The sequence below is a fragment of the Ignavibacteriales bacterium genome (assembly GCA_016709765.1).
Taxonomy (GTDB): Bacteria; Bacteroidota; Ignavibacteria; order Ignavibacteriales; family Ignavibacteriaceae; genus IGN3.
In genome coordinates this window covers 522,542-545,962 of the sequence record JADJMD010000013.1, presented here as the reverse complement: position 1 = coordinate 545,962, position 23,421 = coordinate 522,542, and the positions used below count along the sequence as shown (strand labels likewise).

Annotated in this window: 21 protein-coding genes; 14 read left to right on the top strand and 7 right to left on the bottom strand. The window is 33.1% G+C overall.

The annotated features are described in order from the left end of the window. Positions 1–6 precede the first annotated feature (6 nt). Both IPJ23_12065 and IPJ23_12060 read left to right on the top strand, forming a co-directional pair. Positions 7–480 carry a VOC family protein gene (locus tag IPJ23_12065; protein ID MBK7631415.1) on the top strand — a complete coding sequence of 158 codons (474 nt, stop codon included), beginning with the start codon at positions 7–9 and terminating at the stop codon, positions 478–480. Positions 481–504: 24 nt separating this feature from the next. Further along, the gene (locus IPJ23_12060; protein ID MBK7631414.1) at positions 505–963 is read left to right on the top strand and encodes a TerB family tellurite resistance protein; all 459 of its coding nucleotides are present in this window, start codon (positions 505–507) and stop codon (positions 961–963) included. A 46-nt stretch (positions 964–1,009) separates the two neighbouring features. Here IPJ23_12060 and IPJ23_12055 read toward each other — a convergent pair whose 3' ends face one another. The 5 genes from IPJ23_12055 to pta form a co-directional block, all read right to left on the bottom strand. Further along, complete coding sequence (locus tag IPJ23_12055; GenBank protein ID MBK7631413.1) at positions 1,010–1,498, bottom strand: glutathione peroxidase; 489 nt, start codon at positions 1,496–1,498, stop codon at positions 1,010–1,012. A 124-nt stretch (positions 1,499–1,622) separates the two neighbouring features. Then, positions 1,623–1,922, bottom strand: a complete 300-nt coding sequence (locus tag IPJ23_12050; protein ID MBK7631412.1) for a hypothetical protein — start codon at positions 1,920–1,922, stop codon at positions 1,623–1,625. Between the two features lie 127 nt (positions 1,923–2,049). Continuing rightward, the gene (locus IPJ23_12045; GenBank protein ID MBK7631411.1) at positions 2,050–3,666 is read right to left on the bottom strand and encodes a T9SS type A sorting domain-containing protein; all 1,617 of its coding nucleotides are present in this window, start codon (positions 3,664–3,666) and stop codon (positions 2,050–2,052) included. A 242-nt stretch (positions 3,667–3,908) separates the two neighbouring features. Next, positions 3,909–4,955 carry a hypothetical protein gene (locus IPJ23_12040; protein MBK7631410.1) on the bottom strand — a complete coding sequence of 349 codons (1,047 nt, stop codon included), beginning with the start codon at positions 4,953–4,955 and terminating at the stop codon, positions 3,909–3,911. A 324-nt stretch (positions 4,956–5,279) separates the two neighbouring features. Next, positions 5,280–6,257, bottom strand: coding sequence for a phosphate acetyltransferase (gene pta / locus IPJ23_12035; GenBank protein ID MBK7631409.1), 978 nt, complete (start codon positions 6,255–6,257; stop codon positions 5,280–5,282). 473 nt (positions 6,258–6,730) lie between these two features. Here pta and IPJ23_12030 point away from each other — a divergent pair, with 473 nt between their 5' ends. The 10 genes from IPJ23_12030 (at position 6,731) to IPJ23_11985 (ending at position 16,681) form a co-directional block, all read left to right on the top strand. After that, positions 6,731–7,432 carry a YggS family pyridoxal phosphate-dependent enzyme gene (locus IPJ23_12030; protein ID MBK7631408.1) on the top strand — a complete coding sequence of 234 codons (702 nt, stop codon included), beginning with the start codon at positions 6,731–6,733 and terminating at the stop codon, positions 7,430–7,432. Continuing rightward, positions 7,429–7,965 carry a DivIVA domain-containing protein gene (locus tag IPJ23_12025; GenBank protein MBK7631407.1) on the top strand — a complete coding sequence of 179 codons (537 nt, stop codon included), beginning with the start codon at positions 7,429–7,431 and terminating at the stop codon, positions 7,963–7,965. The genes IPJ23_12030 and IPJ23_12025 overlap by 4 nt, the downstream gene beginning before the upstream one ends. Beyond that, on the top strand, positions 7,962–8,786 hold the full coding sequence (locus IPJ23_12020; GenBank protein ID MBK7631406.1) for a purine-nucleoside phosphorylase: 825 nt from the start codon (positions 7,962–7,964) through the stop codon (positions 8,784–8,786). Before IPJ23_12025 ends, IPJ23_12020 begins: the two co-directional genes overlap by 4 nt. Further along, on the top strand, positions 8,783–9,403 hold the full coding sequence (locus tag IPJ23_12015; protein ID MBK7631405.1) for a hypothetical protein: 621 nt from the start codon (positions 8,783–8,785) through the stop codon (positions 9,401–9,403). The genes IPJ23_12020 and IPJ23_12015 overlap by 4 nt, the downstream gene beginning before the upstream one ends. 27 nt (positions 9,404–9,430) lie before the next feature. Beyond that, positions 9,431–12,577, top strand: coding sequence for an isoleucine--tRNA ligase (locus IPJ23_12010; GenBank protein MBK7631404.1), 3,147 nt, complete (start codon positions 9,431–9,433; stop codon positions 12,575–12,577). Between the two features lie 24 nt (positions 12,578–12,601). Continuing rightward, a complete protein-coding gene (locus tag IPJ23_12005; protein MBK7631403.1) occupies positions 12,602–12,880 on the top strand; it encodes a hypothetical protein in 279 nt (92 codons plus the stop codon). A gap of 180 nt (positions 12,881–13,060) precedes the next feature. Further along, entirely contained in the window at positions 13,061–13,372 is a 312-nt protein-coding gene (locus IPJ23_12000; protein MBK7631402.1) for a TraR/DksA family transcriptional regulator, read from the top strand. 64 nt (positions 13,373–13,436) lie between these two features. Next, positions 13,437–14,147 carry a signal peptidase II gene (locus tag IPJ23_11995; GenBank protein ID MBK7631401.1) on the top strand — a complete coding sequence of 237 codons (711 nt, stop codon included), beginning with the start codon at positions 13,437–13,439 and terminating at the stop codon, positions 14,145–14,147. Beyond that, positions 14,110–15,090 (top strand): RluA family pseudouridine synthase, encoded by a 981-nt coding sequence (locus IPJ23_11990; protein ID MBK7631400.1) that lies wholly within the window; start codon positions 14,110–14,112, stop codon positions 15,088–15,090. The genes IPJ23_11995 and IPJ23_11990 overlap by 38 nt, the downstream gene beginning before the upstream one ends. Before the next feature lie 181 nt (positions 15,091–15,271). Continuing rightward, on the top strand, positions 15,272–16,681 hold the full coding sequence (locus IPJ23_11985; protein MBK7631399.1) for a cysteine--tRNA ligase: 1,410 nt from the start codon (positions 15,272–15,274) through the stop codon (positions 16,679–16,681). A 472-nt stretch (positions 16,682–17,153) separates the two neighbouring features. Here IPJ23_11985 and IPJ23_11980 read toward each other — a convergent pair whose 3' ends face one another. Both IPJ23_11980 and IPJ23_11975 read right to left on the bottom strand, forming a co-directional pair. Further along, entirely contained in the window at positions 17,154–18,641 is a 1,488-nt protein-coding gene (locus IPJ23_11980; protein MBK7631398.1) for an FAD-binding oxidoreductase, read from the bottom strand. 2 nt (positions 18,642–18,643) lie between these two features. Then, positions 18,644–19,927 (bottom strand): hypothetical protein, encoded by a 1,284-nt coding sequence (locus IPJ23_11975; protein ID MBK7631397.1) that lies wholly within the window; start codon positions 19,925–19,927, stop codon positions 18,644–18,646. A gap of 384 nt (positions 19,928–20,311) precedes the next feature. Here IPJ23_11975 and IPJ23_11970 point away from each other — a divergent pair, with 384 nt between their 5' ends. Together IPJ23_11970 and IPJ23_11965 are read left to right on the top strand one after the other, a co-directional pair. Next, positions 20,312–22,369, top strand: coding sequence for an acetate--CoA ligase family protein (locus IPJ23_11970; GenBank protein ID MBK7631396.1), 2,058 nt, complete (start codon positions 20,312–20,314; stop codon positions 22,367–22,369). Beyond that, on the top strand, positions 22,366–23,418 hold the full coding sequence (locus IPJ23_11965; protein MBK7631395.1) for an LD-carboxypeptidase: 1,053 nt from the start codon (positions 22,366–22,368) through the stop codon (positions 23,416–23,418). Before IPJ23_11970 ends, IPJ23_11965 begins: the two co-directional genes overlap by 4 nt. The last annotated feature ends 3 nt before the right edge of the window (positions 23,419–23,421 follow it).

Sequence of the window (23,421 nt, the reverse complement as noted above, 5' to 3'; positions counted from 1 at the left end):
AGTTAAATCCCAGAACAAGAATTGGACATACATTTAACTGTTGCTAATCTTGATAAGGCATTAGCTTTTTATAGAGACTTACTTGGTTTTCAAGTAACTGCAAGGTTTGGAAAGAATGCAGTATTTCTTTCGTCAGGTAATTATCATCATCACATTGGATTAAACACATGGGCTGGTGAAAATGCGACTCCCGCTCCTGAAGGGCATACAGGTCTTTATCATTATGCAATTTTATATCCATCGAGAGAAGATCTTGCAAGAGCATTTAAGCGAGTTTGGGAAGCTAATTATCCGCTTGAAGGTGCTTCTGATCATGGAGTTTCTGAGTCAATTTATATTAAGGACCCTGATGGAAACGGTATTGAATTGTATTGTGATAAACTAGTTGAACAATGGCCAAAAGATGAAGATGGGAATTTAGTAATGGTTACAAAACCCTTAGATATTCCCGATTTGCTAAATGAATTAAATAAAATGTGATTTTATGTTTGAGAATTTAAGAAAATATTTCTGGATAATGAATCTTCTAAAATAGAGAGCGCAAGAAGTTCAAATTCAAATTTACAAAACAGCAAAGTTGAAGTTGCAGCCTGTGCGTTATTTATTGAAATGGCAAAAGCTGACGGTGAATATAGTGATGAGGAAAGAAATTATATCATATCAGAAATGAGAACTACTTTTAGTCTAGATGATGAATCTGTTAATGACTTGATGCAGCTAGCCGAACAAAGGATTAAAGAAAGCGTTAGTTTGTACGAATTTACTGGTGTAATTAATAATACATTTAGTCAAGAAGAAAAAATTCAACTGATCGAAAGTCTTTGGAGACTAATTTATAAAGATCAAAAACTCAGTGAGTATGAAGATCATCTTATGAAGCGTATTGCTGGTACGATCAACGTAGAGCACAAACAAATCATAAACGCAAAACTCTGGGTTAAACAACAAATGGGATTAAAATAAAAATCAGAAGACATCTTTAATAAAGATGTCTTCTGATAATAAAAAGTTATCTTGCTAATTCTTTTTCAATAGCGGATGTTAATTCTTTGCTTTTGGGTTCTACTTTACTCGAATATCTTGAAACAACATTTCCATTCTTATCAATTAAAAACTTTTCAAAATTCCACTTAATATCTGATTTGCCTGTTACTTCATTATCAGTTAAAACAGAATATAGTGGTGATTTGTCTTTACCATTTACATCAATCTTATCAAACAATTTAAATGTTACATCAAATTTTGAAGAACAGAAGTTTTTAATCTCTTCATTTGTTCCGGGTTCTTGTTCGCCAAACTGATTACAGGGGAAAGCAAGAATTTCAAATCCTTTATCTTTATACTTTTTATAAATTTCTTCTAAACCGGAATATTGTTTTGTATAGCCGCAATAGCTTGCAACATTAACAATCAATAAAACTTTACCCTTATAATCAAAAAGATTAACCGATTTTCCATCAATATCTTTTACAGAAATACTGCTTATATTTTTGTTCATTTTATTACCATCCGAATTTTTAATTGCGTGTGTTTGATGGTGAAAGAGAAATACCGTAATAATAAAAACGTATATCAGATTTGTTAATAACTTTTTCATAATATTCCTTTTAAATTAGCTCAGATCAATTTTGTCTAACTATATCCATTACAAGACAGGATGTTATTGGTTCGTAACCTAAATCTTTTCTTTTTGAATAAAAATATTTTCCAGCAATCTGCCCCAAAAAAAATGCTCCAATTAAAATTGGATAGGTATATAATTCAAATCCAATATTAGAAAAAATCCTTGCCGCAATAACAAACGGTACAGGTATATGAATTGCAAGCGCCCACTGGAATCTGTATTTGGGTACATTAGCGCGCCAATATCCAAACGGAAGATTTAATAGAAAAACAAAAACTGTTACAAATAATAAATTCATTTATTGGGTTAGTTTTTTTGATGGGTGAACTTAAGAAAATATCTGTGTGTAGACAATTGAAAAAATGTGATATTAATTACCAATAGTAAGCCCAATTTCTTTTTGAAATTGGGCTTACATTAACATTTTACTTCATAAGTAACATTTTGCGAGTTTGTGAGTAGATTCCGGCATTTATGGTATAAATATAAATTCCTGAAGGTAAATGTGAAGCATTAAAACTAATTTGATAACTACCAGCCTCTTTTTCTTCATTAACAAGTTCTGCAACTTGCTGACCTATCAAATCAAACACTTTGATATTAACGTGACCGGCTTCTTTAATGCTAAAACTAATATTTGTTGATGGGTTAAATGGATTTGGAAAGTTAGCTAATGAATTTTCAAGTTCCATTTCTGCAACAGATGTTGAATCAGAAGTTTTTGGCATCAATACACCAAATACAGCAAACCAATCATTATCTGAGTATGTACCTTCAGTGGAGTAATAAGGTCTTACATCATAATACAATAAATCATTTGTATAGCTTCTTGTTAAATTGTAGTCGTAATCAACATAGCTGGTTGTTCCTCTGTTTGTTGTAGCAATTAATTGAGCAACGCCCATTACTCCGTTATGTTTCACCTGTCTCCAAATATTATACTGCGTTACATTCACATTTGGATGTTCATTCCAATACAAAACAATTGGTTGATTAACTGTAGTACCTGTATGAAGGGCTCTGTTTGTTGTTAAAGGTTTGCCGGTGTAATAAGCAGTATATGTTTGTGTGCTCCCGGGATTAAAGGTCTTGGTTACTGATGTACTATTGTCGCTCCAATGATTAAAAGTATAACCAATTTCATTAATAGCCTGGTAAACAGCCGTTCCTGTAATTGGGTTAAGTTCAACAACGTCAAATTGATTAGTTGGCGAGCTGTACTGGGTATTGTTAACTTTAATTACTCCGCCATTGCCAACACCAACAAAACTGTTTTGGAAGTTTGGTTTGCAGATTTTTTTTAAATTAGCCTTATATATAGAAAGATTATCATCTTGTGTTACCGCAAGTAGAAATGCTTGATTCGGATAGATATAGCCACCGTTTCTCTCCCATATGCTAGGATTTGTAGTTCCATTATTCCAGGTCATATTATAACCCGTATTACTGGTTTGTGGAGAAACTGCAGTAAAGGTAACGCTTTGTCCTGAATTTATTTCAAATGTATAAGGTGCCGTTGGTGTGCCACGACCGCTAACTGTAACTAAACCGTGCGTAACTCCACTTACATCCGTAAAGTTATTATCTGCAGTAATTATAGGTGGATGAACAATTTGCACTGTATTGATGGTGGAGGATTGATTAATATCAAGATATATATCAAATTTAACTTCAAAACTTTTAGCATTCACCTGTATGGTGTGAGCTCCTTGGCTCAAATAATAATTTAAAGAACTTGAGTATGTTAAACCATAATAAGTGAAAAATGCTGGCCTTTCAGGATCTCTATAATAACTTACAACATTCCCATCTACCAAAATCCAAATTTCAAAACCGGTCCACGTACCCCGCCACCAGCAAGATTCGAGATTACTTACCGAATAGTTAATGTTAATTGATTTTCCATATCCATTTAAACCACCTTCAATCACTGATCCGTTTGCCGGGGATAATGAAATTTGTGGATCTCCCTCCGCGAGAACCGGAGTCGCTATAAAAAACATTACACTAAAAATTAAACTTAAAATAAAATTCTTTCTCATTTTAATTTCCCTTTTTATTAATTTTATAAATTTTCAATTAAAAATGGACAAAAGTTGTTTTTGACGAAGATTTTCCCTCCTTTACAATTGATATTATTTTGTTAAATTTAAAAACAGAATAGCCCTGTTTTATTCAAATAAAACATAGGTAGCAAGCCTGATGGACTATTCACTTAAGAGAGATGATGCGCTAACATCATCTCTCGTTTTTAATTATAAAGCTTTGTTTTGCTTTTCCTCCATTAATTTAATTTTCCGTGATAACTTATACCAAATCCTGTTTGAGATTCATATATTAGAAAGAAAACATCTTTTTCAAAAAGTGCTGCTCCAAATATCTGAGTTCTTGGCGTTATGTTAAAATAAAACAAATATTGAATATCACTTCCGTTATAATGAGCTAAACCATCTGTCATTAAAAGAAAAATATCCTTGGAATTTTTCCCCCAAATACGCTGATAAAAATTTGGATTTTCTACTTGTAATAATGATTGGAACTGCCCATTTACTCTTTTTGCAATTTGATTTCCAAGAACAAAAATAACTTCATCACCTATAAGCCTAATCTCAGCTTGCAATCCACCTGCCCAGATACTGCTGTAAATTTTTTTAAAATTCGATTGGTCATATTCATAAATAATTGAACTATCTGGATCTATCCCACCGCCCAATTTATAGGTAAGTATATATGTTTTATTTTCTTTTACATTTTTATAAACGTTTGCAACTATTCCGTTAATTGCCCTTGTGTCTAACATTGACCATTTATTATTATAGTAGTGAGCAATTACACTGTTATTAAATGCTCCAATTATGGTATCTGGCAAACCACCGAAAACATAAAAGTCATTAGATGAAATTCCCCAAATATCGTTAAATGCGAAATTCGATTGCCCATCTTTAGATAATTCAGCAAATAATGTCCAAATATTTCCATTATACTTCCATATTTTCCCATTTTCAGCACTAACGAAAAAGTTATTCTTATCGAATCCAAATATTCCCTTTGGGTTAACTATTCCATTCACTCCATAAGCATGCCATTGGTAACCATCAAAATTAGCAATAGATTTATCCCAGTCTCCAGAACCGGTTACCCATAAATCGGTTGGGGAACTTCCCCACATTCTGTAATAGGCATTGGTATTAATCGTATCCACCGTCCAGGTATAATCACGCCTACCTGGTTTTAGTTCATCAGGTTCTGTTGTGTTGCAAGAGTAAAATAATAAGGAGATGATAAAGGAAGATGTTAAAAGTGCAACGTAGAAGAAAGTATTTTTTTTCATTTTGGTTCCCCGGCTAAGTCTTAAATTATTTTATTAAATGGTTGAGGTTGTAACTGGTGTGAAATCGCATTGGATAAAAATCCAAAAGTCTTGAATCCAACTTCATTGGAATTTTTAGAGAGAGAGAGAGCTAATAATCGTGCCAAGATAACCCATACTTGCCTCGATTTAAATTGTATCCTAATTAATACTAACCAAACGTAAATAAAGAAAATGATTCTTTCAAGTAGTTAAACAAAGATTTTTAATGACTAACGAAATCTAATCTATTTTTTATTTCCTTAGACAGCATCGGTAGCGAGACCGATGCTGCTAAAATAATTCCTATACCATCAAAACATTTATTGACGCTGTATTTACAATATCATCAACACTGCAGCCACGACTTAAATCAAAAAATGGTTTTTTCAATCCCTGAACCATTGGACCAACTGCTTCAGCGCCGCCCCAGCGTTGAGCAATTTTGTAACCAATATTTCCAGCATTCAAATCAGGAAAAGCAAGAACATTTGCAATGCCTGCAACTTTACTTTCCGGTGCTTTTTTCTTTCCGATTGATTCCACAATTGCAGCATCAAATTGAAGTTCACCATCAACATTAAGATCAGGTCTTTTTGTTTTTACAATTTCTGTTGCTTTGATTACCTTATCAGCTAGTTCGTGTTTTGCACTGCCCTTTGTTGAAAAAGATAACATCGCAACAAGTGGTTCTTCACCTGTTAATTTATTATGATTATCCGCTGTTGATATTGCAATATCTGCAAGCTGTTCAGCATCAGGATTTGGAACAACTGCACAATCTGCAAAACTGAAAGCTCTATCTTTAAATAACATTAAAAAGAAACTGGATACGATTGAAATTCCCTGCGGCATTCCAACTATTTGTATTCCAGCTTTCATAACATCAGCTGTTGATGCAAATGAACCCGCGACGCTTCCATCAACTAATCCTTCACGCAGCATCATTGCTGCAAAGAATAAATCACGCTTCATCGTTTCTTTAGCCAATTCCGGGGTCATTCCTTTTTTCTTTCGCAATTCATAATAGATGTTTGCAAACTCATCAAACTTTGGATGATTTGTATGATCTAAAATTTCAACATCTGTTAAATCCACACCAAGTTTTTTTGCATCTTCATTAACTTTTACTGGATTGCCAAGAGTGATAACTTTGCAAATTTTTTCTTTGGTTAAAATTTCTGCTGCTTTTAGAACTCTTTCATCGTGTGATTCTGGAAGTACAATTGTTTTATTTTTAGATTTTGCTTTTGATTTGATTTGATCCAATAACTCGTAACCCATAAATTCTCCGGAATAAATTGTGAATAATAGCAATCAAAATTACGAAAATTTCTAAACAAGCGATTATGATTGCTTTGGCTTAAACCAAAAAAAAGAGCTCCGAAGAGCTCTTTTTATCTGTTTCTGAAAAATTACAGTTCTTGAGGCTAAGAACTGAATCAGGATACACCCCAGTTGTAATTCATTATCGAAAACGATCAAAAAAAGTTTAGACATTATATTAGATTTATTTCAATTAATTCTGCTTAGAATACGAATTTCCAACAAGTATTTATGAATGATGATTTGGAGCTAAAACTTCTTAATTAGTCATTTAATTCCATCTTATTTCTTCAGAAACAGGTTAATATTTTTCAGCACTTCAGTTAAGTTAAGGTTATATTTGCACTGCTAAATAATAAGGTTATTAAAAATCCTTATAAATTCTTTGTTTTTTATGATTTATCAAGATAAATTCACGACCTATTTTTAAAATGATAGCAGAAAATTTAGCCGTTTTAAGGCAAAAAATAGAAGAAACTTGTAAAAGATCAGGTAGAAAATCTGAAGCCGTAAAGCTTATTGCTGTTTCAAAATATTTTGGTGTTGATGCAATCATCGAAGCAAAAAATTGTGGGTTAACGAATTTTGGTGAGAACCGTGCGCAGGAACTAACTCTTAAGTACGAAAAACTTGGTGATGATGTAGTCTGGCATTTTATCGGTTCGCTTCAAAAGAATAAAGTTAAATATGCTGTAAAAGCTGCTGAGTTAATTCACTCGGTTGATTCTCTTGAACTTGTTGAAGAAATAAATCAGCGAGCAGAAAAACTTAATAAAGTGCAAAACATTTTGTTGGAAGTGAAAACATCAGATGAAGAAACTAAATCCGGACTTGAAACGGAAAATGAAATTTTAAGTTTAGTTAAAAGATGTTCAGAGCTTAAAAACATCAATCTAAATGGCTTAATGACGATGGCGCCGTTAACCGAAGACACCAAAATTATTAGGAAAAGTTTTGCGGATTTGCGTATTTTGAAAGATAAAATTAACAATAATGGTTACAATCTTACAGAGCTATCGATGGGAATGACAAGTGATTTTGAAATCGCGATTGAAGAAGGTGCAACAATGATTAGAGTTGGAAGCGCGATTTTTGGTGATAGAGATTACTCAAAAGATTGGAGACAAGTATGAAAATTTCACCCATAGAAATTCGGCAGCAGGAATTCTCGAAAAAGATGCGTGGATATGATCCTGATGAGGTTCAAAATTTTTTGGAAAGTTTGGCAGAAGAACTTGAAAAACTAAATTCTGAAAATGAATCCTTGAAAGAAGAAGTTGAATCTTTAACTGATCAAATTAATGAGTATAAAAAGATAGAACAAAATCTACAGGCTACACTTCTTAAGGCGCAGGAAAATTCCACAAAATCTATGGAAGCAACTAAGAAGCAAACGAGTTTAATGATTAAGGAAGCGGAGTTAAAAGCTTCTCAGATTATAGAAAAAGCGCGCGAAAGCACAAACGATATCCGTAATGCGGTTGTGAATCTTAGAGAAGAAAAAGATTTGATATTATCAAAACTAAAGGCAATTGTAAGTTCTCAGGCTAACTTGTTAGAACTTAAAGTTGAACGCGCCGGCGATGAAAAAACTACCGGAAAAAAAATTGAGCAATCAAATAAAATGGATATTGATATAAACGATATTTTGAATAAAATTTTATGAGTGAGCTAATCCAAAAAATAAATGAAACTTTAGTAGTAATTAAAAAACATACTTCTGATAGTTTCCCTGTTGGAATTATTCTTGGAACCGGTTTAGGCGGACTTGTAAAAGAGATTAATATTCAGCATCAAATTGATTATGCTGATTTGCCGCATTTTCCACTTTCAACTGTCGAATCTCATCAAGGCAAATTGATTTTTGGCACTATTAACGGACAAAATGTTGTTGCTATGCAGGGTAGATTTCATTATTACGAAGGCTACACAATGCAGCAAATTACGTATCCTGTTCGTGTGATGAAATTTCTAGGAGTAAGCACACTCGTGGTTTCTAATGCTTGCGGCGGAATGAATCCAGCATATCGCAAAGGCGATTTGATGTTAATGCAAGACCATATCAACCTTCTTGGTGATAATCCATTGATTGGAAAAAATGAAGACGAACTTGGACCAAGATTCCCTGATATGAGCGAAGCGTATTCCTTAGAGTTGATAAAAATTGCTGAAGATGTTGCTAAAGAAAATAATATAAAAGTTCATAAAGGTGTTTATGTCGCTGTTCCAGGACCAAATCTTGAAACTAAAGCCGAATATAAGTTTCTGCGGGAGATTGGTGCTGATGTTGTTGGAATGTCAACTATTCCTGAAAACATAGTTGCAAATCATATGGGAATGAAAGTACTTGGAATGAGTATTATCACTGATGAATGTTTTCCAGAAACATTAAAAGCTGTAAACGTTGAAGAAATTATTGCAGCCGCAATGAAAGCTGAACCGAAAATGACTTTAATAATGAAAGAAGTAATTAAGAGAATAAAATGAAATTCTCACCCAAAAGATTAATTGTTAATTACGGCGCGGCAATTTTGTTGGCGGCATTTTTATTCATATCAAATTTTTTAAACACAAATTTGTTTGATTTTGGACAGCTTAATTTTGCTGTGTGGTTTGTACTTTCAATATTCAGTTTTAGTTGCGGATGGTTTATAAACCGCGTTTTAGGCTGGCATCACGGTGGTAAAATCGTTTTTGCTATTATAATTGGGGTAACAATTGTTAGTTTGTTTGTTATAATCTTCTTTAACGAATATTTTGCTGCAGCGCAGTTACTTACAGAAAATATTATCCTTTACAGTTTAAGAAATATTACACTTGGCGCTATGGGTTTTTTTGGAATGGCTTTACAAGAAGTGCTTGGCTCCGAGCGTGAAAGTATTATCTTGAAAGAAAAAATAAAAGTTTATGAGCAAACAATGCTCGATGCAAAAAAAGAAGCAGAGTTAACTCTAAGAGAAGCAAAAGTAAAAGCTGAAAAGCTAATAAACGACGCTGAACTTCATGCAAAAAATACTATTTTGAAAAAAGAAAGAATTGAAAAGGAACTCAAAGAGTTTATCCACACAGAACGTGAATTAATTAAAAAGTACGAAGAATTATAGTCCACTTACACACTAAAATAATTTACAATGTTTAAGCAGAATTTAGAAAAAATAGGTTATCCTCAGTTAGAACAAGAAGTTTTAAAGTTCTGGCAATCCAATAAAATATTTGAAAAAAGCATAACAACCCGCGATGAAAATAAATCGTGGACATTTTATGAAGGACCACCAACCGCAAACGGCAAGCCTGGTATTCATCACGTTATGGCAAGAACTTTAAAGGATTTAGTTTGCCGTTACAAAACCTTACAAGGTTATCGCGTAAATAGAAAAGCAGGTTGGGATACACATGGTTTGCCTGTTGAAATAGAAGTAGAAAAAGCTCTCGGTATAAAACACAAGAGTGAAGTACTTGATTACGGCGTTGAAAAATATAATCAAAAATGCCGTGAATCTGTTTTTACATATCTTGATCTCTGGGAAAAGATGACAACCCGCATGGGTTACTGGATTGATTTAAAATCTGCATACATAACTCTTGATAATAATTATATTGAATCAGTTTGGTGGGCACTAAAAACTTTATTTGACAAGGGACTTATCTATAAAGATTATAAAATCGTTCCGCAGGATCCCAAATCTGAAACAGTTTTATCATCACACGAACTAGCTCTTGGTTACCGCGAAACAAAAGATCCATCTGTTTATGTGTTATTTAAACTTATAAGCGCAGATGAGCATTTTCTTGTTTGGACAACAACTCCTTGGACATTGATTTCAAACGTTGCACTCGCCGTTGGTTCTGATATCGATTATGTAAAAATCAAAATAGAACATACAATAATGATTCTTGCAAAAGAAAGATTGTCTGTTGTTGATAAAGAATATCAGATTCTTGAAGAGATGAAAGGGAGCGATCTAGCAGGAATTGAGTACGAACAGTTGATGGATTATTGCGACGTTGATAAAAAAGCTTTTTATGTGATTGAAGGAAATTTTGTAAGTACTGAAGATGGTTCCGGAATCGTACACATTGCGCCTGCTTTTGGCGCTGATGATTACGAAGTTTCTAAAAAATATAATCTTCCGATGCTGCAGCCTGTTACTCGTGGCGGTTTGTTTACAGAAGAAGTAACAGATTTTGCCGGACAATTTGTTAAAGATGCTGATGCTGGAATTATCATCAAGCTTAAAAAAGAAGGCAAACTATATAGAAAAGAAACTATACTTCACACTTACCCATTTTGCTGGCGTCATCCGGAAGTGCCTGTAATTTATTATGCGCGTGAATCCTGGTTTATCCGTACAACTTCAATCGCTGATAGAATGGTTGAACTGAATAAGCAAATCAACTGGCAGCCACCGGAAGTTGGAAGTGGAAGATTTGGTAACTGGCTTGATGAAAATAAAGATTGGGCCTTATCACGTGATCGTTTTTGGGCAACACCATTACCGCTTTGGGTAAGTGAAGACGGTGATGTTTTTGCGATCGGAAGTATTGAGCAGGTTAAAGAAGGCTTTATTGAAGAAGATGGAAAAAGGATTTCTTTAAAAGATCTAAATGAAATTGATCTTCACAAACCATTTGTTGATAAAATACTTTTTGAGAAAAATGGAAAAATTTACAAACGAACTCCTGAAGTAATTGATGTTTGGTTTGATTCCGGTGCAATGCCATTTGCACAGTATCATTATCCTTTTGAAAATAAAGAAGAGTTTGAAAAAAATTATTTCCCATCACAATTTATTTGTGAAGGGATTGATCAAACACGTGGCTGGTTTTATACTTTGCATGCAATTTCGACAATGTTGTTTGATAACGTTGCATTTAAGAATGTTATTGTTAATGAGTTGATTTTAGACAAAGCTGGGAGAAAAATGTCTAAATCAGTTGGTAATACTGTTGATCCTTTTTTACTTTTTGATAAATACGGCGCTGATACGACTCGATGGTATCTTGTCACAAACTCACCGCCATGGCGACCAACATTGTTTGATGAAGAAGGTTTAGTTGAAGTACAGCGTAAATTTTTTGGAACTCTAGTTAATACATATTCTTTTTTTGCACTTTATGCAAATATTGATGGATTTAATTTTAAAGATGAACTGATCTCTTATGAAGAAAGGCCTGAAATTGATCGATGGATAATATCAAAACTTAATGCACTTGTTGAAGAGTACGAACAGTTGATGAATGATTATGATGTTACAAAAGCTGCACGGGCAGTGTCAAGTTACACGATTGATCAGCTTTCAAACTGGTATGTTAGAAGAAGCAGAAGACGATTCTGGAAATCAGAAATGAATAAAGAGAAACTATCTGCTTATCAAACTTTGTATGAGTGTTTATCAACACTCTGTAAACTAACAGCGCCATTTGCTCCATTTATTTCTGAAGCAATCTATCTTGATCTGAACAATGAGACAAAGCGAGAGAAATTTGAATCTGTACATCTTGCTGAGTTTCCCAAGACTACTTTTCGCGATAAAGAATTAGAAGATAAGATGGAAGTTGCTCAGAATGTTGTTTATTTAACACGAGCAATGCGTGCTAAAAATAATCTAAAGGTTCGTCAACCTTTAAAGAAAATTATGGTTGCGCTTGATAAGAGCAAACAAGAAGCACTTTCTAAAATGAAAGATGTAATTTTAGAAGAAGTAAATATTAAAGAGTTACTTATCTTAACCGATGATTCTGAAATTGTTACTAAATCTGCAAAAGCAAACTTCAAAACAATTGGACCAAAGTTTGGTAAAAAAGTAAAAGCAGTTGCGGAGGCAATTAAAAATTTTTCAAAAGAAGACATATCTAAAATTGAAAAAGGTTCTGAAATTATACTTGATATTGAAGATCAAAAGCTAAACATATCAAAAGATGATGTTGAAATTATAAGCTCTGAAATCACAGGCTGGGTTGTTGAAGCTGAAGCGGGAATTACAGTAGCGATTGATGTAGAACTTGATGAAGCACTTATTGAAGAAGGTTTAGCACGTGAATTTGTGAACAGAATTCAGAATATGAGAAAAGATGCCGGGTTTGATGTAACTGATAAAATTATTATTAATTTTACCGGCTCTGAAAAGTTTATTAAAGCTATTAACAATTTTAATCAATATATTTCAACTGAAACTCTTGCAGAGAAACTTTCTGTGAATAAGATTAGTGACCAAGGATTTACACAGGAATTTAAGATTGGTGAGTTTGATTGTTCAATTAATATCGTAAAGGTATAATCCTAATTAGAGGAGGATCTAATCATGGCAGCAAAAAAAACTGTTAAGAAAACCACAAAAAAAAGTTCTACAAAAACGGGAAAGAAAGTTGTGAAAAAAGAAGAAAAAAAGAAAAAACCAGTTAAAGTTGTCTCATCAAAGAAGACCGTGAAGAAGGAAGCACCAAAGAAAAAGGAAGTGAAAAAAGTGACTGCAAAGAAAGTATCAAAAACTAAAGTAGTAAAAGTAAAAGCTACTCCAAAGAAGACAACTGCACCCAAAAAGCTGTTGTTGAAAAAAAGCAAGTTCAAAAACCAAAAGTAAAGCGTTTTGTTCCGAAGAAAAAGAGGAAGAATTTATAACCCCTGAAATGACCGCAGCTAATCGTGCTGCTGCATTAAAGAAGATTAAAGGTTATAACAAAAAGAACTTGAACATTTTAAAGAAATCATTCTTGAAAAAAGAGATGAGATACTTGAACAGCTTCAGAATTTAAGAGAACAAATGCTCGATCCTACAACAGGTGAGTATATTAATGAAAATTCCCCTTACTCACTACATATGGCTGAGCAGGGAACAGATGCGATGGAAAGAGAAAAAACTTTTCTTTATGCTCAACGCGAAAATAAGTTTCTCGGTTATCTTGAAGATTCATTAAAGCGAATTGAGAATGGAACTTACGGAATTTGTCTTGAATGTATTGAAGAACCGCAGAATCTTTGCCCAACATGTCCGCTTATTCCTAAAGCAAGACTAGAAGCTGTGCCACACAGTCAATTATGTTTACCTATGAAACAAAAGCAAGAGAAGAAATAAAGTTACCGTTCTATTAAATATTGGTGGAAAAATTTAAGCATACATATCAAGGAGTTTGTATTAGTTGAAAGCGTTGTATTTATCATTTGCTGTTGTAATTATTGATCAGGTTTCAAAATTGATGGTGAAAGGGTTCTCGATTCCGTTCCTGAATATAAATTATGAAGGAATGTATCTTGGGCAAATGATTCCAGTAATTGGTGATTTTTTTAGATTTACATTTGTTGAAAACCCGGGAATGGCTTTTGGATATGATCCCGGAAGCAGCTTTAAACTTATAATTTCAATTTTTTCACTTGTAGCCAGCATTGGTCTGATATTTTACCTTTATGTTATACGTGATAAAAGCTGGAGCTTAAAAATTGCAATTGCTCTAATACTTGGTGGAGCAATCGGCAATTTAATTGATAGAACTTTTTACGGAGTGTTTTTTGATTACGCTCCTATGTTTTACGGAAAAGTTGTTGATTTTTTTGACGTAGATTTTTTTGATTTTACTTTATTCGGTAGAAGTTACGATCGGTGGCCGGTATTTAATATTGCAGATGCTGCTGTTACAATTGGTGTTTTAATTTTAGTATTCTTTTACAAAAAACATCAGGACGAAGATGAAAAGGTAGAAAGTAAATTAGAAAATTCTGCCGTATTAACTGAAACAATTTTGGATAATAATGCTTTTAAAATTTCAAAAGATGATATCGATAACAGCTCAGATATAATTAATGAAAATAGAATAAATGAGCAGACTGATAACCGAAAAGAAATTTCTGATTGATGTTCCAGAGGGGAAAAGAAAAGAACGCATAGATACATTTCTTACTCATCACCTCGAAAACACTACACGATCTAAAGTACAAAAAGCAGTGGATGCCGGACTTGTTAAAGTAAACGGCGTTGTAGTCAAATCAAATTATAATGTTAAACCATTTGATAAAGTTGAAGCAACTCAGTTAATTTCTCCAAAACCTGAAGACGTAGAAGCTGAAGAAATTCCGCTTGATATAATTTACGAAGACGAGTACTTCCTTATCGTCAATAAAGCTGCTGGAATGGTTGCTCACCCTGCTTATGCAAATTATACCGGAACATTAGTTAACGCTCTTCTTCATCACACAAAATCTTTAAGCTCTGTAAATGAAGTTGGAAGACCGGGAATTGTACATCGAATTGATAAAGATACAAGCGGTTTGTTGGTCGTTGCAAAAGATGATTATACACATGCAAAGTTAGCTGCGCAATTTTCAAAGCATTCCATTGAACGTGAATATCATGCTATCTGCTGGGGAAAGTTTAAAGATAAAGAAGGTGTAATAACAACAAAAATTGTACGTAGTAAAAGCGATAGAAAAAAGTTTACGATAAGTGATAAAGATGGAAAAGATGCAACCACCTTTTATAAGATAATAGAGGAATTTGAATTCACGTCTTATTTAAAACTTAATTTAAAAACTGGACGCACTCATCAAATACGCGTGCATCTTTCAGGAATGGGTAAACCAATTTTTGGTGATCCAACTTACGGTGGAAATAAAATTCATTCAGGTTATGAATTGCCAAAATTAAAAAGCCGAATTACCAATCTTTTAGAATTAATGCCAAGGCAGGCATTACACGCAAAAACATTGGGGTTTATACATCCTCATACAAACAAACTTGTTCGATTTGATTCTGAATTACCTGAAGATTTTAAAGTACTTTTAGAAAAACTACGCACATAAGTCCGTCATTGCGAGCGAGTCTGCTGCCATAGGCATCCCTTTGGGAGAGCGAAGCAATCTATTAAAAATTCCCAATCCTTACTACAGATTGCTTCACCCGACTGAAGTCGGGATTCGCAATGACATACAACAATCAATTTCTTATATTTGCAACAACAATCTCAAACAATTAATAATAATTATGTTAAAACTTTATAACACACTTACTAAAAAAGTAGAAGAGCTTATTCCAATTGTTCCTAACGAAGTTAAGATTTATATGTGCGGACCAACCGTTTATGATTACTTCCATATCGGCAATGCCCGCTCCTTTGTTATGGCTGATATGGTGCGAAAATACCTTGAGTACAAAGGATATAAAGTAAAGTTTGTAATGAATCTTACCGATGTTGATGATAAGATCATTAAAAAAGCTAATGAAGAAAAACGTAAACCAAGCGAAGTTACCAGTGATTACATAAATGCTTTTTTTGAAGACATAACAAAACTTAAAATTAAAAAAGCAGACGTTTATCCTAAAGCCACTGAGCATATGGATGAAATAATTGGCATGATTAAAAGTCTTGTAGATAAAAAATTTGCTTATAACAAAGAAGGAAATGTTTTTTATGATGTAAAACATTTTAATGAATATGGAAAGTTGAGCGGAAAAAATATTGATGATCTTGAATCCGGTGCACGAATAGAAATTAATGAAGAAAAATCTAATCCCTTAGATTTTGCATTGTGGAAAAAAGCAAAAGAAGGTGAGCCATATTGGGAAAGTCCGTGGGGGAATGGTCGTCCGGGTTGGCATATTGAATGCTCTGCAATGAGCTGCAAACATCTTGGCGAAACTTTTGATATCCACGCCGGAGGAAATGATCTGATTTTTCCTCATCACGAAAATGAAATTGCACAAAGTGAAGCCGCAACGGGAAAACCTTTTGTAAAGTACTGGTTACATTTTGGTTTTCTGAATATAAATGAAGAAAAAATGTCTAAGTCTCTCGGTAATTTTTTTACTGCAAGAGATGTATTAAAAAGATATTCCGCTGAAGCCATAAGAATGTTTTTTGCGCAAGCTTATTACCGCGGACCATTAAACTTCACTGATGATCTTTTAACCGGAGCGGAAAAAGGTCTGGAGAAGATTACTAATCTTGTTGATAAAGTTAATGATGAAATAAAAAAGAATGGTGCAGGGATAAAACTCGATTATGATTTTGCTCCTTATTACAAAAGATTTGAAGAAGCGATGGATGAAGATTTAAATACATCGCAAGCAGTTGCTGTAATTTTTGATTTTGTAAAAGAAGTTAACCGAATAACTATATCATCTGAAAGTATTGATGTTAATTTTTATAATGATGTAAAAACATTTCTAACAAAAACGGCAGAGAATGTTCTTGGTATTGTAGATTTTAACAAAACAACTGCTGGCGATGATAAACTTGTAAATGATTTGATTGAACTACTTATTACTCTTAGAACTGAAGCAAAGCAGAATAAAAACTACCAGCTTTCAGATACAATTCGTGATAGATTAAAAGAGCTTGGTATTGTTTTGCAGGATGGTAAAGAAGGTACGAGTTATAAGATTGGGAAGTAAAATTAGTGGGTAAATAAGAATGAAATACTATAGATATTTATATTATAAGATTTTTTCTGGAATTAGTTTAATAAGAAAAAATGGCGATCCTGATCTGAGAGCTTTTTTTGGCTTGAGTGTTAACGAAGGGATGAATGTATATTCGTTTTCTCAAATCTTTGCGTATTTTATTTATAATAATAAGATTAGAATTCCTGGCCTATTGATAGGTGCTGTAACATTAGTTTTTTTTTATTGTTAATTACTTCCTATTTATATATAAAAACAAGTATAAAAAAATAATTGATGAGTTTAAGAATGAATCAGATAAAAGAAGAAAAATAGGAACTCTTTTAACTTGGAGTTATGTACTTGTTACTTTGGCGCTTCTGTTTTATGCTAAACACTTACAGTTTAGTTGAAGAATAGTACGCTGATCAAACTGATTTATTAAGATCAGTTATGATCATAAGTAATTATAAAAATCAGTGTACTATTGTGTTAAATACTTCTCATCAAATATATTTCCAATACCAAGAATACCATTTGGGTCTAAAGATTTTTTTAGTGCAGCCATTTTAACGATGTTTGCCTCACCATACATCATTAAAAGATAATCGCGTTTAGCTTTTCCAATTCCGTGTTCTGCGGAAATTGTTCCTCCAAGTCTTACGGCTTCTTCGCAAATTTGATTGTAAAGTTTTTTGCCTTCGTTAAACTCTTCATCATTTTTTGGTAAAAAGTTTAAGTGAATGTGAGAATTTCCGAAATGACCATAAGCAACAAAATCTATTTTGCTTTGCTTTGCCCAGCATTGCAAAGTAAAATAAAACTCACGGAATGATTTATCTGGAACAGCAACATCAGTCCCGAGTTTTCTAAAATTATTTCTTGCAACGTACTCATTAACCTTCCAGGAAATTGCGTGGCGAAAATTTTTTATCTTTTCTTTATCAGCCTCACTAAAAGCAAACCAGGCAGTTTCTTCGTTTACTTTATGAGTTTGCATTAAGATATTCCACACTTCAAGAATGGTGTCAAAGGTATCTGAAGTTGATTCCTGCTCAAACCAAATTGCTGCTTGTGCATTTTCCGGAATAGCAGAAAAATCTTTTGCCAAAAACTTTAAAGCTCGTTCATCAAAAAACTCAAGTGCAAGTGCGTTAATTTTATCGTTAACATTGTCTTTTTTGTTTTGATATGAAGTGTCTCTTGCTTCTTCAAGAAAATTTAGAGCATTGGTTTCATCGTCAAAAAACAGAACGCAGGAAATTGTGTCTTCGAGTTGAGGAAGAAGTTTTAGTTTAATCTTTGTAATAATGCAAAGTGTGCCTTCAGAACCGATAAACAAATCAATTGCATCCATATCTTTTTTAACAAAATAACCGGAAGCATTTTTAACTGCAGGAAAAGTGTAATCAGGAATTTGCAGATAAATATTTTCACCTGATTTAGTGGTTAAAGATAGAGCATAACCGATGGCTTTTTGCTTTCCTCGTTCAAGATCAAGCACTTCACCATCGGGCAAAACAATTTCTAAACCAATTACATAATCGCGAGTTGGTCCATATTTAAAAGTTTTTGCACCGGAAGCATTCGTAGCAACTGTTCCGCCGATGTAGCAATTTGTTTCTGTTGGATCAGGAGGATAAAAAAGATTTTGCAGCTTTAATTCTTTTTGAAAATCAGAAAGTAAAACTGCTGGTTCAATCAAAGCATAAAATTCATCTGAATTAATTTCAATAATTTTATTGAGTCTATCGGTTGCGATAACAATTCCGTTTTGCGGAACACGTGCACCGGTTAATCCTGTTCCATTTCCAGCAACAGTAACTTTAGTTTTCTTTGAGTTGGCTTCTTTAAGAATTGAAATGATATCTTGCGCAGATTCAGGAAAATAAATAGCTTCACAACTTCCTTTAAAATTGGAAGCATCAATTACATAGTTTTCGAATTCATCAGGATTGGTTTTAATTATCATTTTTAACTTTGAATTTTTCTTAGCAGTAATAAATATTCTTTTTGTGTTTCTAAATTGGGAATAGCTGAGTTTCTTGAAATATTATTTTCAATATTCATCAACTTTAAAAGCTCATCTATAGCATCAAACATATTAATATTCGGATAAGTTTCATCACGAAGATAATGAATTAGTTTTAATGTTCTGAAAGCATCAAACCAAAAATGTTTTTGTTTTTCTATCTCAATTGGATTGTTATTTTTTAGCAGAACTTTATTAATAAAGTTTCCAAAATCCTGTTGAGAAAGAAAATCTGATAATGCAGGATGAATATTTTTGGAAATTTGAATCAAATCAATTTGGTTAGATTTTGAATTATCATTAAAAATTTGCAACCAAGTCTTTAAAACTATAAAACTTTTTGGATCGTAAAGTAAATATTCATCTCTTTCATTTGATAAATATCTATCAACACTTTTACCGGTTCCGAACGGCACGCGCCATGAACCGCGTTTTGATGGATAAACAAACGCTGATTTTATTTCTCCTACTGGATAAATTTTTGCAAGCTTTTCTAAAAAATAAAAATCCTCTGCGGCTTTTCGCTTATTCATTCCTTCAACTTTAACATAAGCTTCAGGAGTGCAAATCATTGTTGAGCCGATAGTGTGAAATGCATAATCAGATTTTGCAAAACTCAAACCAAGCACATAGTAACGTAAAAATATTTCATAACAGATGATTGCTTTTGTTTCTTCATCATTACCGGAGATATCGTGTGAAAAATTTACGACTGCAGCTTCAAAATTATTTCTGTTAAATTCCTGAGAGATTTTGGTAAGATAATACGATTCGACAATACAATCTGAATCGGTACAAATCATTACCTTTTTGTTAAGTGAATAGTAATCAAACTTAATTAATGCTAAATCCATCCCAATTTTGCGGGCCAAACCAACACCACCATTCTTATCATCCAATTCTTTTTCAGCACTACAAGCATCAATAAATGAGATGTTTAGCTTTGTTTTGAGATTTCTCAGATATTCTAGTGTCTTTTGGTTATCATCTTTCACTTCTTTATTCGATGCTACGCTATTATTTACAACAATCAGTAAAAGTGTATTTAGCAATTCAAGTTCATCATTCAGCTCAAGAGATTTTATTAATGCTGGAAGTCTACTTGATTCGGCAATAGATGGAACAATAATAATTATTTGAAAATATTTTTTATGATCGTTTTCAATTTGCCAATTAGTAGAAGCTCTTTTTTGTAAGTAGGTGGTTATATTATTTGGAATATTCATTATATCTAAAATTATGAGAGTAGTGCTTACAACAATTTCTTATTAAAGTGAACCCTTGGTTTTGTGCTAGAGTAAATACAAAATTTATAATTTATTTTGAGATAAAATAGTTATAAGATATTAGATTTCTGAATGGCAACGTATATAGGTCCAATAAAACAAACTTACCCGCAGTACTTATAACGACTAGGGTGGCTTTGCCATTATTTTGCACCAACGGGTAAATTCTTACGGAAAGATTGATCAAATTTCCGCATCTGCTATTTATCAAAACGGGGGTATTTTTTCACACCAATAAATTTTCACGTAAAATTTGAGTGTAAATTCCAAATTCTCAGCACTTTCCCGTAAGTTTGAAGTATAAATAAAAATCATTGTGGAGTTATGGAATCAGTTTTTAATTATTTTTTCTATCCAGATTCAATTTGCATCGTAGGTGCATCATCAAAACCTAAAAGTCTTGGTTACGAATTAACAAAATCAGTAAAGCAATATGGATATACAGGCGATCTTGCACTCGTAAACCCAAAGGCTGATGAGATACTGGGATTTAAATGTTATCCATCTATAAGCAGTATTGATTACAGAATTGATTTGGCAATTGTAATGGTGCCAAAGCAATTTGTTGAAGATACCATAAAAGAACTTATATCAAAAAAAGTTGAGGCAATTATTCTTATCACAGCAGGATTTAAAGAAACCGGTGAAGCTGGAGCAGAAGCTGAGGAAAGAATCCTAAAACTTATTCAAGATTCTAGTGCAAGATTAGTTGGACCAAATTGTATGGGAATTATTAATGCTCTTCCTTCCATAAAAATGAATGCGACATTTGTTGCAGAGGAGCCGCAAGTTGGAACAATGGGTTTTTGTTCACAGAGCGGAGCAATTGGTGCTGCAGTTTTGAATTCATTGCGCGAAACAGATATCCGTTTTGGGCACTTCATAAGTGTGGGCAACAAAGCAGATGTAAATGAAAACGATTTGCTAGAGTACTGGCAAAGCTGTGATGATGTTGAGGTAATTACCTATTATTTAGAAAGTTTTGTCAATGGTGAAAAATTCATCAAATATTTTATTGATGAGCAGGTTACAAAACCAGTTATTGTTTTGAAAGGCGGGAAAACATCAAGTGGAATTAAAGCTGCATCTTCACATACGGGTGCGCTTGGCAGCAGTGATAAAGTTGTTGAAGCTATTCTTAAACAGTTTGGAATTATTAGAGCAGATGATTTAAATGACATGTTTAATTCCGCAAAAGGATTTGAAGACTTTCCAACTCCAAAAGGTAACCGTATTGCGGTTGTTACTAATGCCGGCGGTCCGGCAATTTTAACAGTTGATACTTTGGAAAAAAATAATCTCGCTCTTGCTGAGTTAACTTCTGAAACCAAAACTAAATTAAAAGAAATTGTGCATCCTGAAGGAAGTGTAAATAATCCTATTGATCTATTGCCCGGTGGAACAGCTGAGCAATTTAAAACTGTAAATGAAATTCTTGTGCAGGATGAAAATGTTGATGCGGTTATTTCTGTTTTTGTTGAACCTATTATGGTAAAAGCACTGCCTGTTATTGAAAGCATAAATGACATCAAATCTGAAAAACCGATTCTACAAGTTGTTATGCCTCTGCCTGAGTTTTGGCAAGAATACAGAACGGAATCTAAAACAAAGCGAGCATTATTTAAAAGACCTGAAGACCCAGCTGTTGTAATTAATAACATGTTAAAGTTTCATAACAAAAAATCAAGTGCAGGCAGATTAAAACCAGGGGAATTAATAAAAGATTTTTCTTTGAATAAAAATTTAGGAAAATTCTTAAATCCAACAGAGATTGAAGAATTATGTCAGTGTTATAAAATACCTTTAGTTGAAGATGAGATTTTGACAATTGAAGAGCTTAATAAAAAAGAGATTCATTTTCCAGTGGTAATTAAGGCGATTGGTGAAAAGATAATTCACAAAACTGAATTAAACGGAGTTGTGCTAAACATAAAGACTAAATCTGAGTTGATTAAAACTGCAGAAGAAATGATTTGGAATTTCAGTTCTAAAAATATTCAGCTCGACTCATTTCTCATACAACCATTTCTAAAAACAAAATTTGAATTATTAGTTGGTGCATTTCGTGACCCAAGTTTTGGGCCTATGTTAATGTTTGGCTCAGGCGGTAAATACGTTGAGCATCTTGATGACACTATTATGCGTTCGGCTTATTTAACGGATAATGATATTGATGAAATGATTAACTCAACTAAGATTGGTAAAATAATTAAAGGCGTTAGAGGAGAAGAACCTGCTGATATCAATACAATCAAATCAGTGATAAAAAATCTTGCACAAATGATGCTGAACCATAAAGAAATTACAGAAATTGATTTAAATCCATTAATCATTACCTCTGATAATAAAATCTTTGCTGTGGATGTAAGGATTAAACTATGAACCGTAAAAAATTTATAACATCAGTTTCTGTTGCCTCTGTTGGCGCTACGGTTTTAAATCCATTATCATTTTCAAAAGCCGCATTAAAAGATGAACCTGCTATTATAAAACCACCACGATTAAAAAGTGGTGATAAACTTGCGCTTATTGCGCCTGGAAGTTATATCTCGGAAAATGAGCTTCAGGATTCAATTAAAAATCTTAAAGAGTTGGGATTTGAAGTAACATATTCAGAAAAAATACTTTTACAGAGTGGATATTTTGCCGGAACGGATGAGGATCGTGCAAAAGATTTATTGGAAAAATTTTCTGATATAAGCATAAAGGGTATTGTTTGCGCTCGCGGAGGTTATGGCTGCGCACGTATTCTTCCAATGCTGGATTATGACGTAATTAGAGTAAATCCCAAAGTTCTTATCGGTTACAGCGATATAACTGCCTTGTTATATGGATTTTATCAGAAAGCTGGTTTGATTTCTTTTCATGGACCGGTTGGAACGTCAACTTTTAATGATTATTCGGTTGATAATTTTAAAAAAGTATTAATTAATCCTGAGCGAGAGACAACTTTTTCAAACTCAAAAAGTGGTGATGATGAAAATGTTTATGGTGTTACAACTATCGTAAAAGGAAGAGGCAAGGGGAGACTTGCTGGAGGTAATTTATCAATTATGGTTTCGTTAGTCGGGACAGAATTTGATGTTGACTACTCAAACAAAATTATTTTTATTGAGGAAGTAGGTGAAGAGCCTTATCGGGTTGATAGAATGTTAACACAATTAATTCAAGCTGGAAAGTTTGAAAATGCTGCTGGAGTTATGATGGGAATTTTTAGAAAATGTGAAGTGAAAGAAGAAAGCGCGTTAACTTCAAAATCATATACTCTGATGGAGGTTTTACAAGATAGATTAGGTAATTTAAAAATCCCTGTGGTCTACGGAATGTCTTTTGGGCATGTAAAAGATAAATTTACAATTCCATTTGGTGCACTTGCAGAACTTGATGCGGAAAAACAAACATTTACCTTAATAGAAAAATCTGTTCTATAAAAA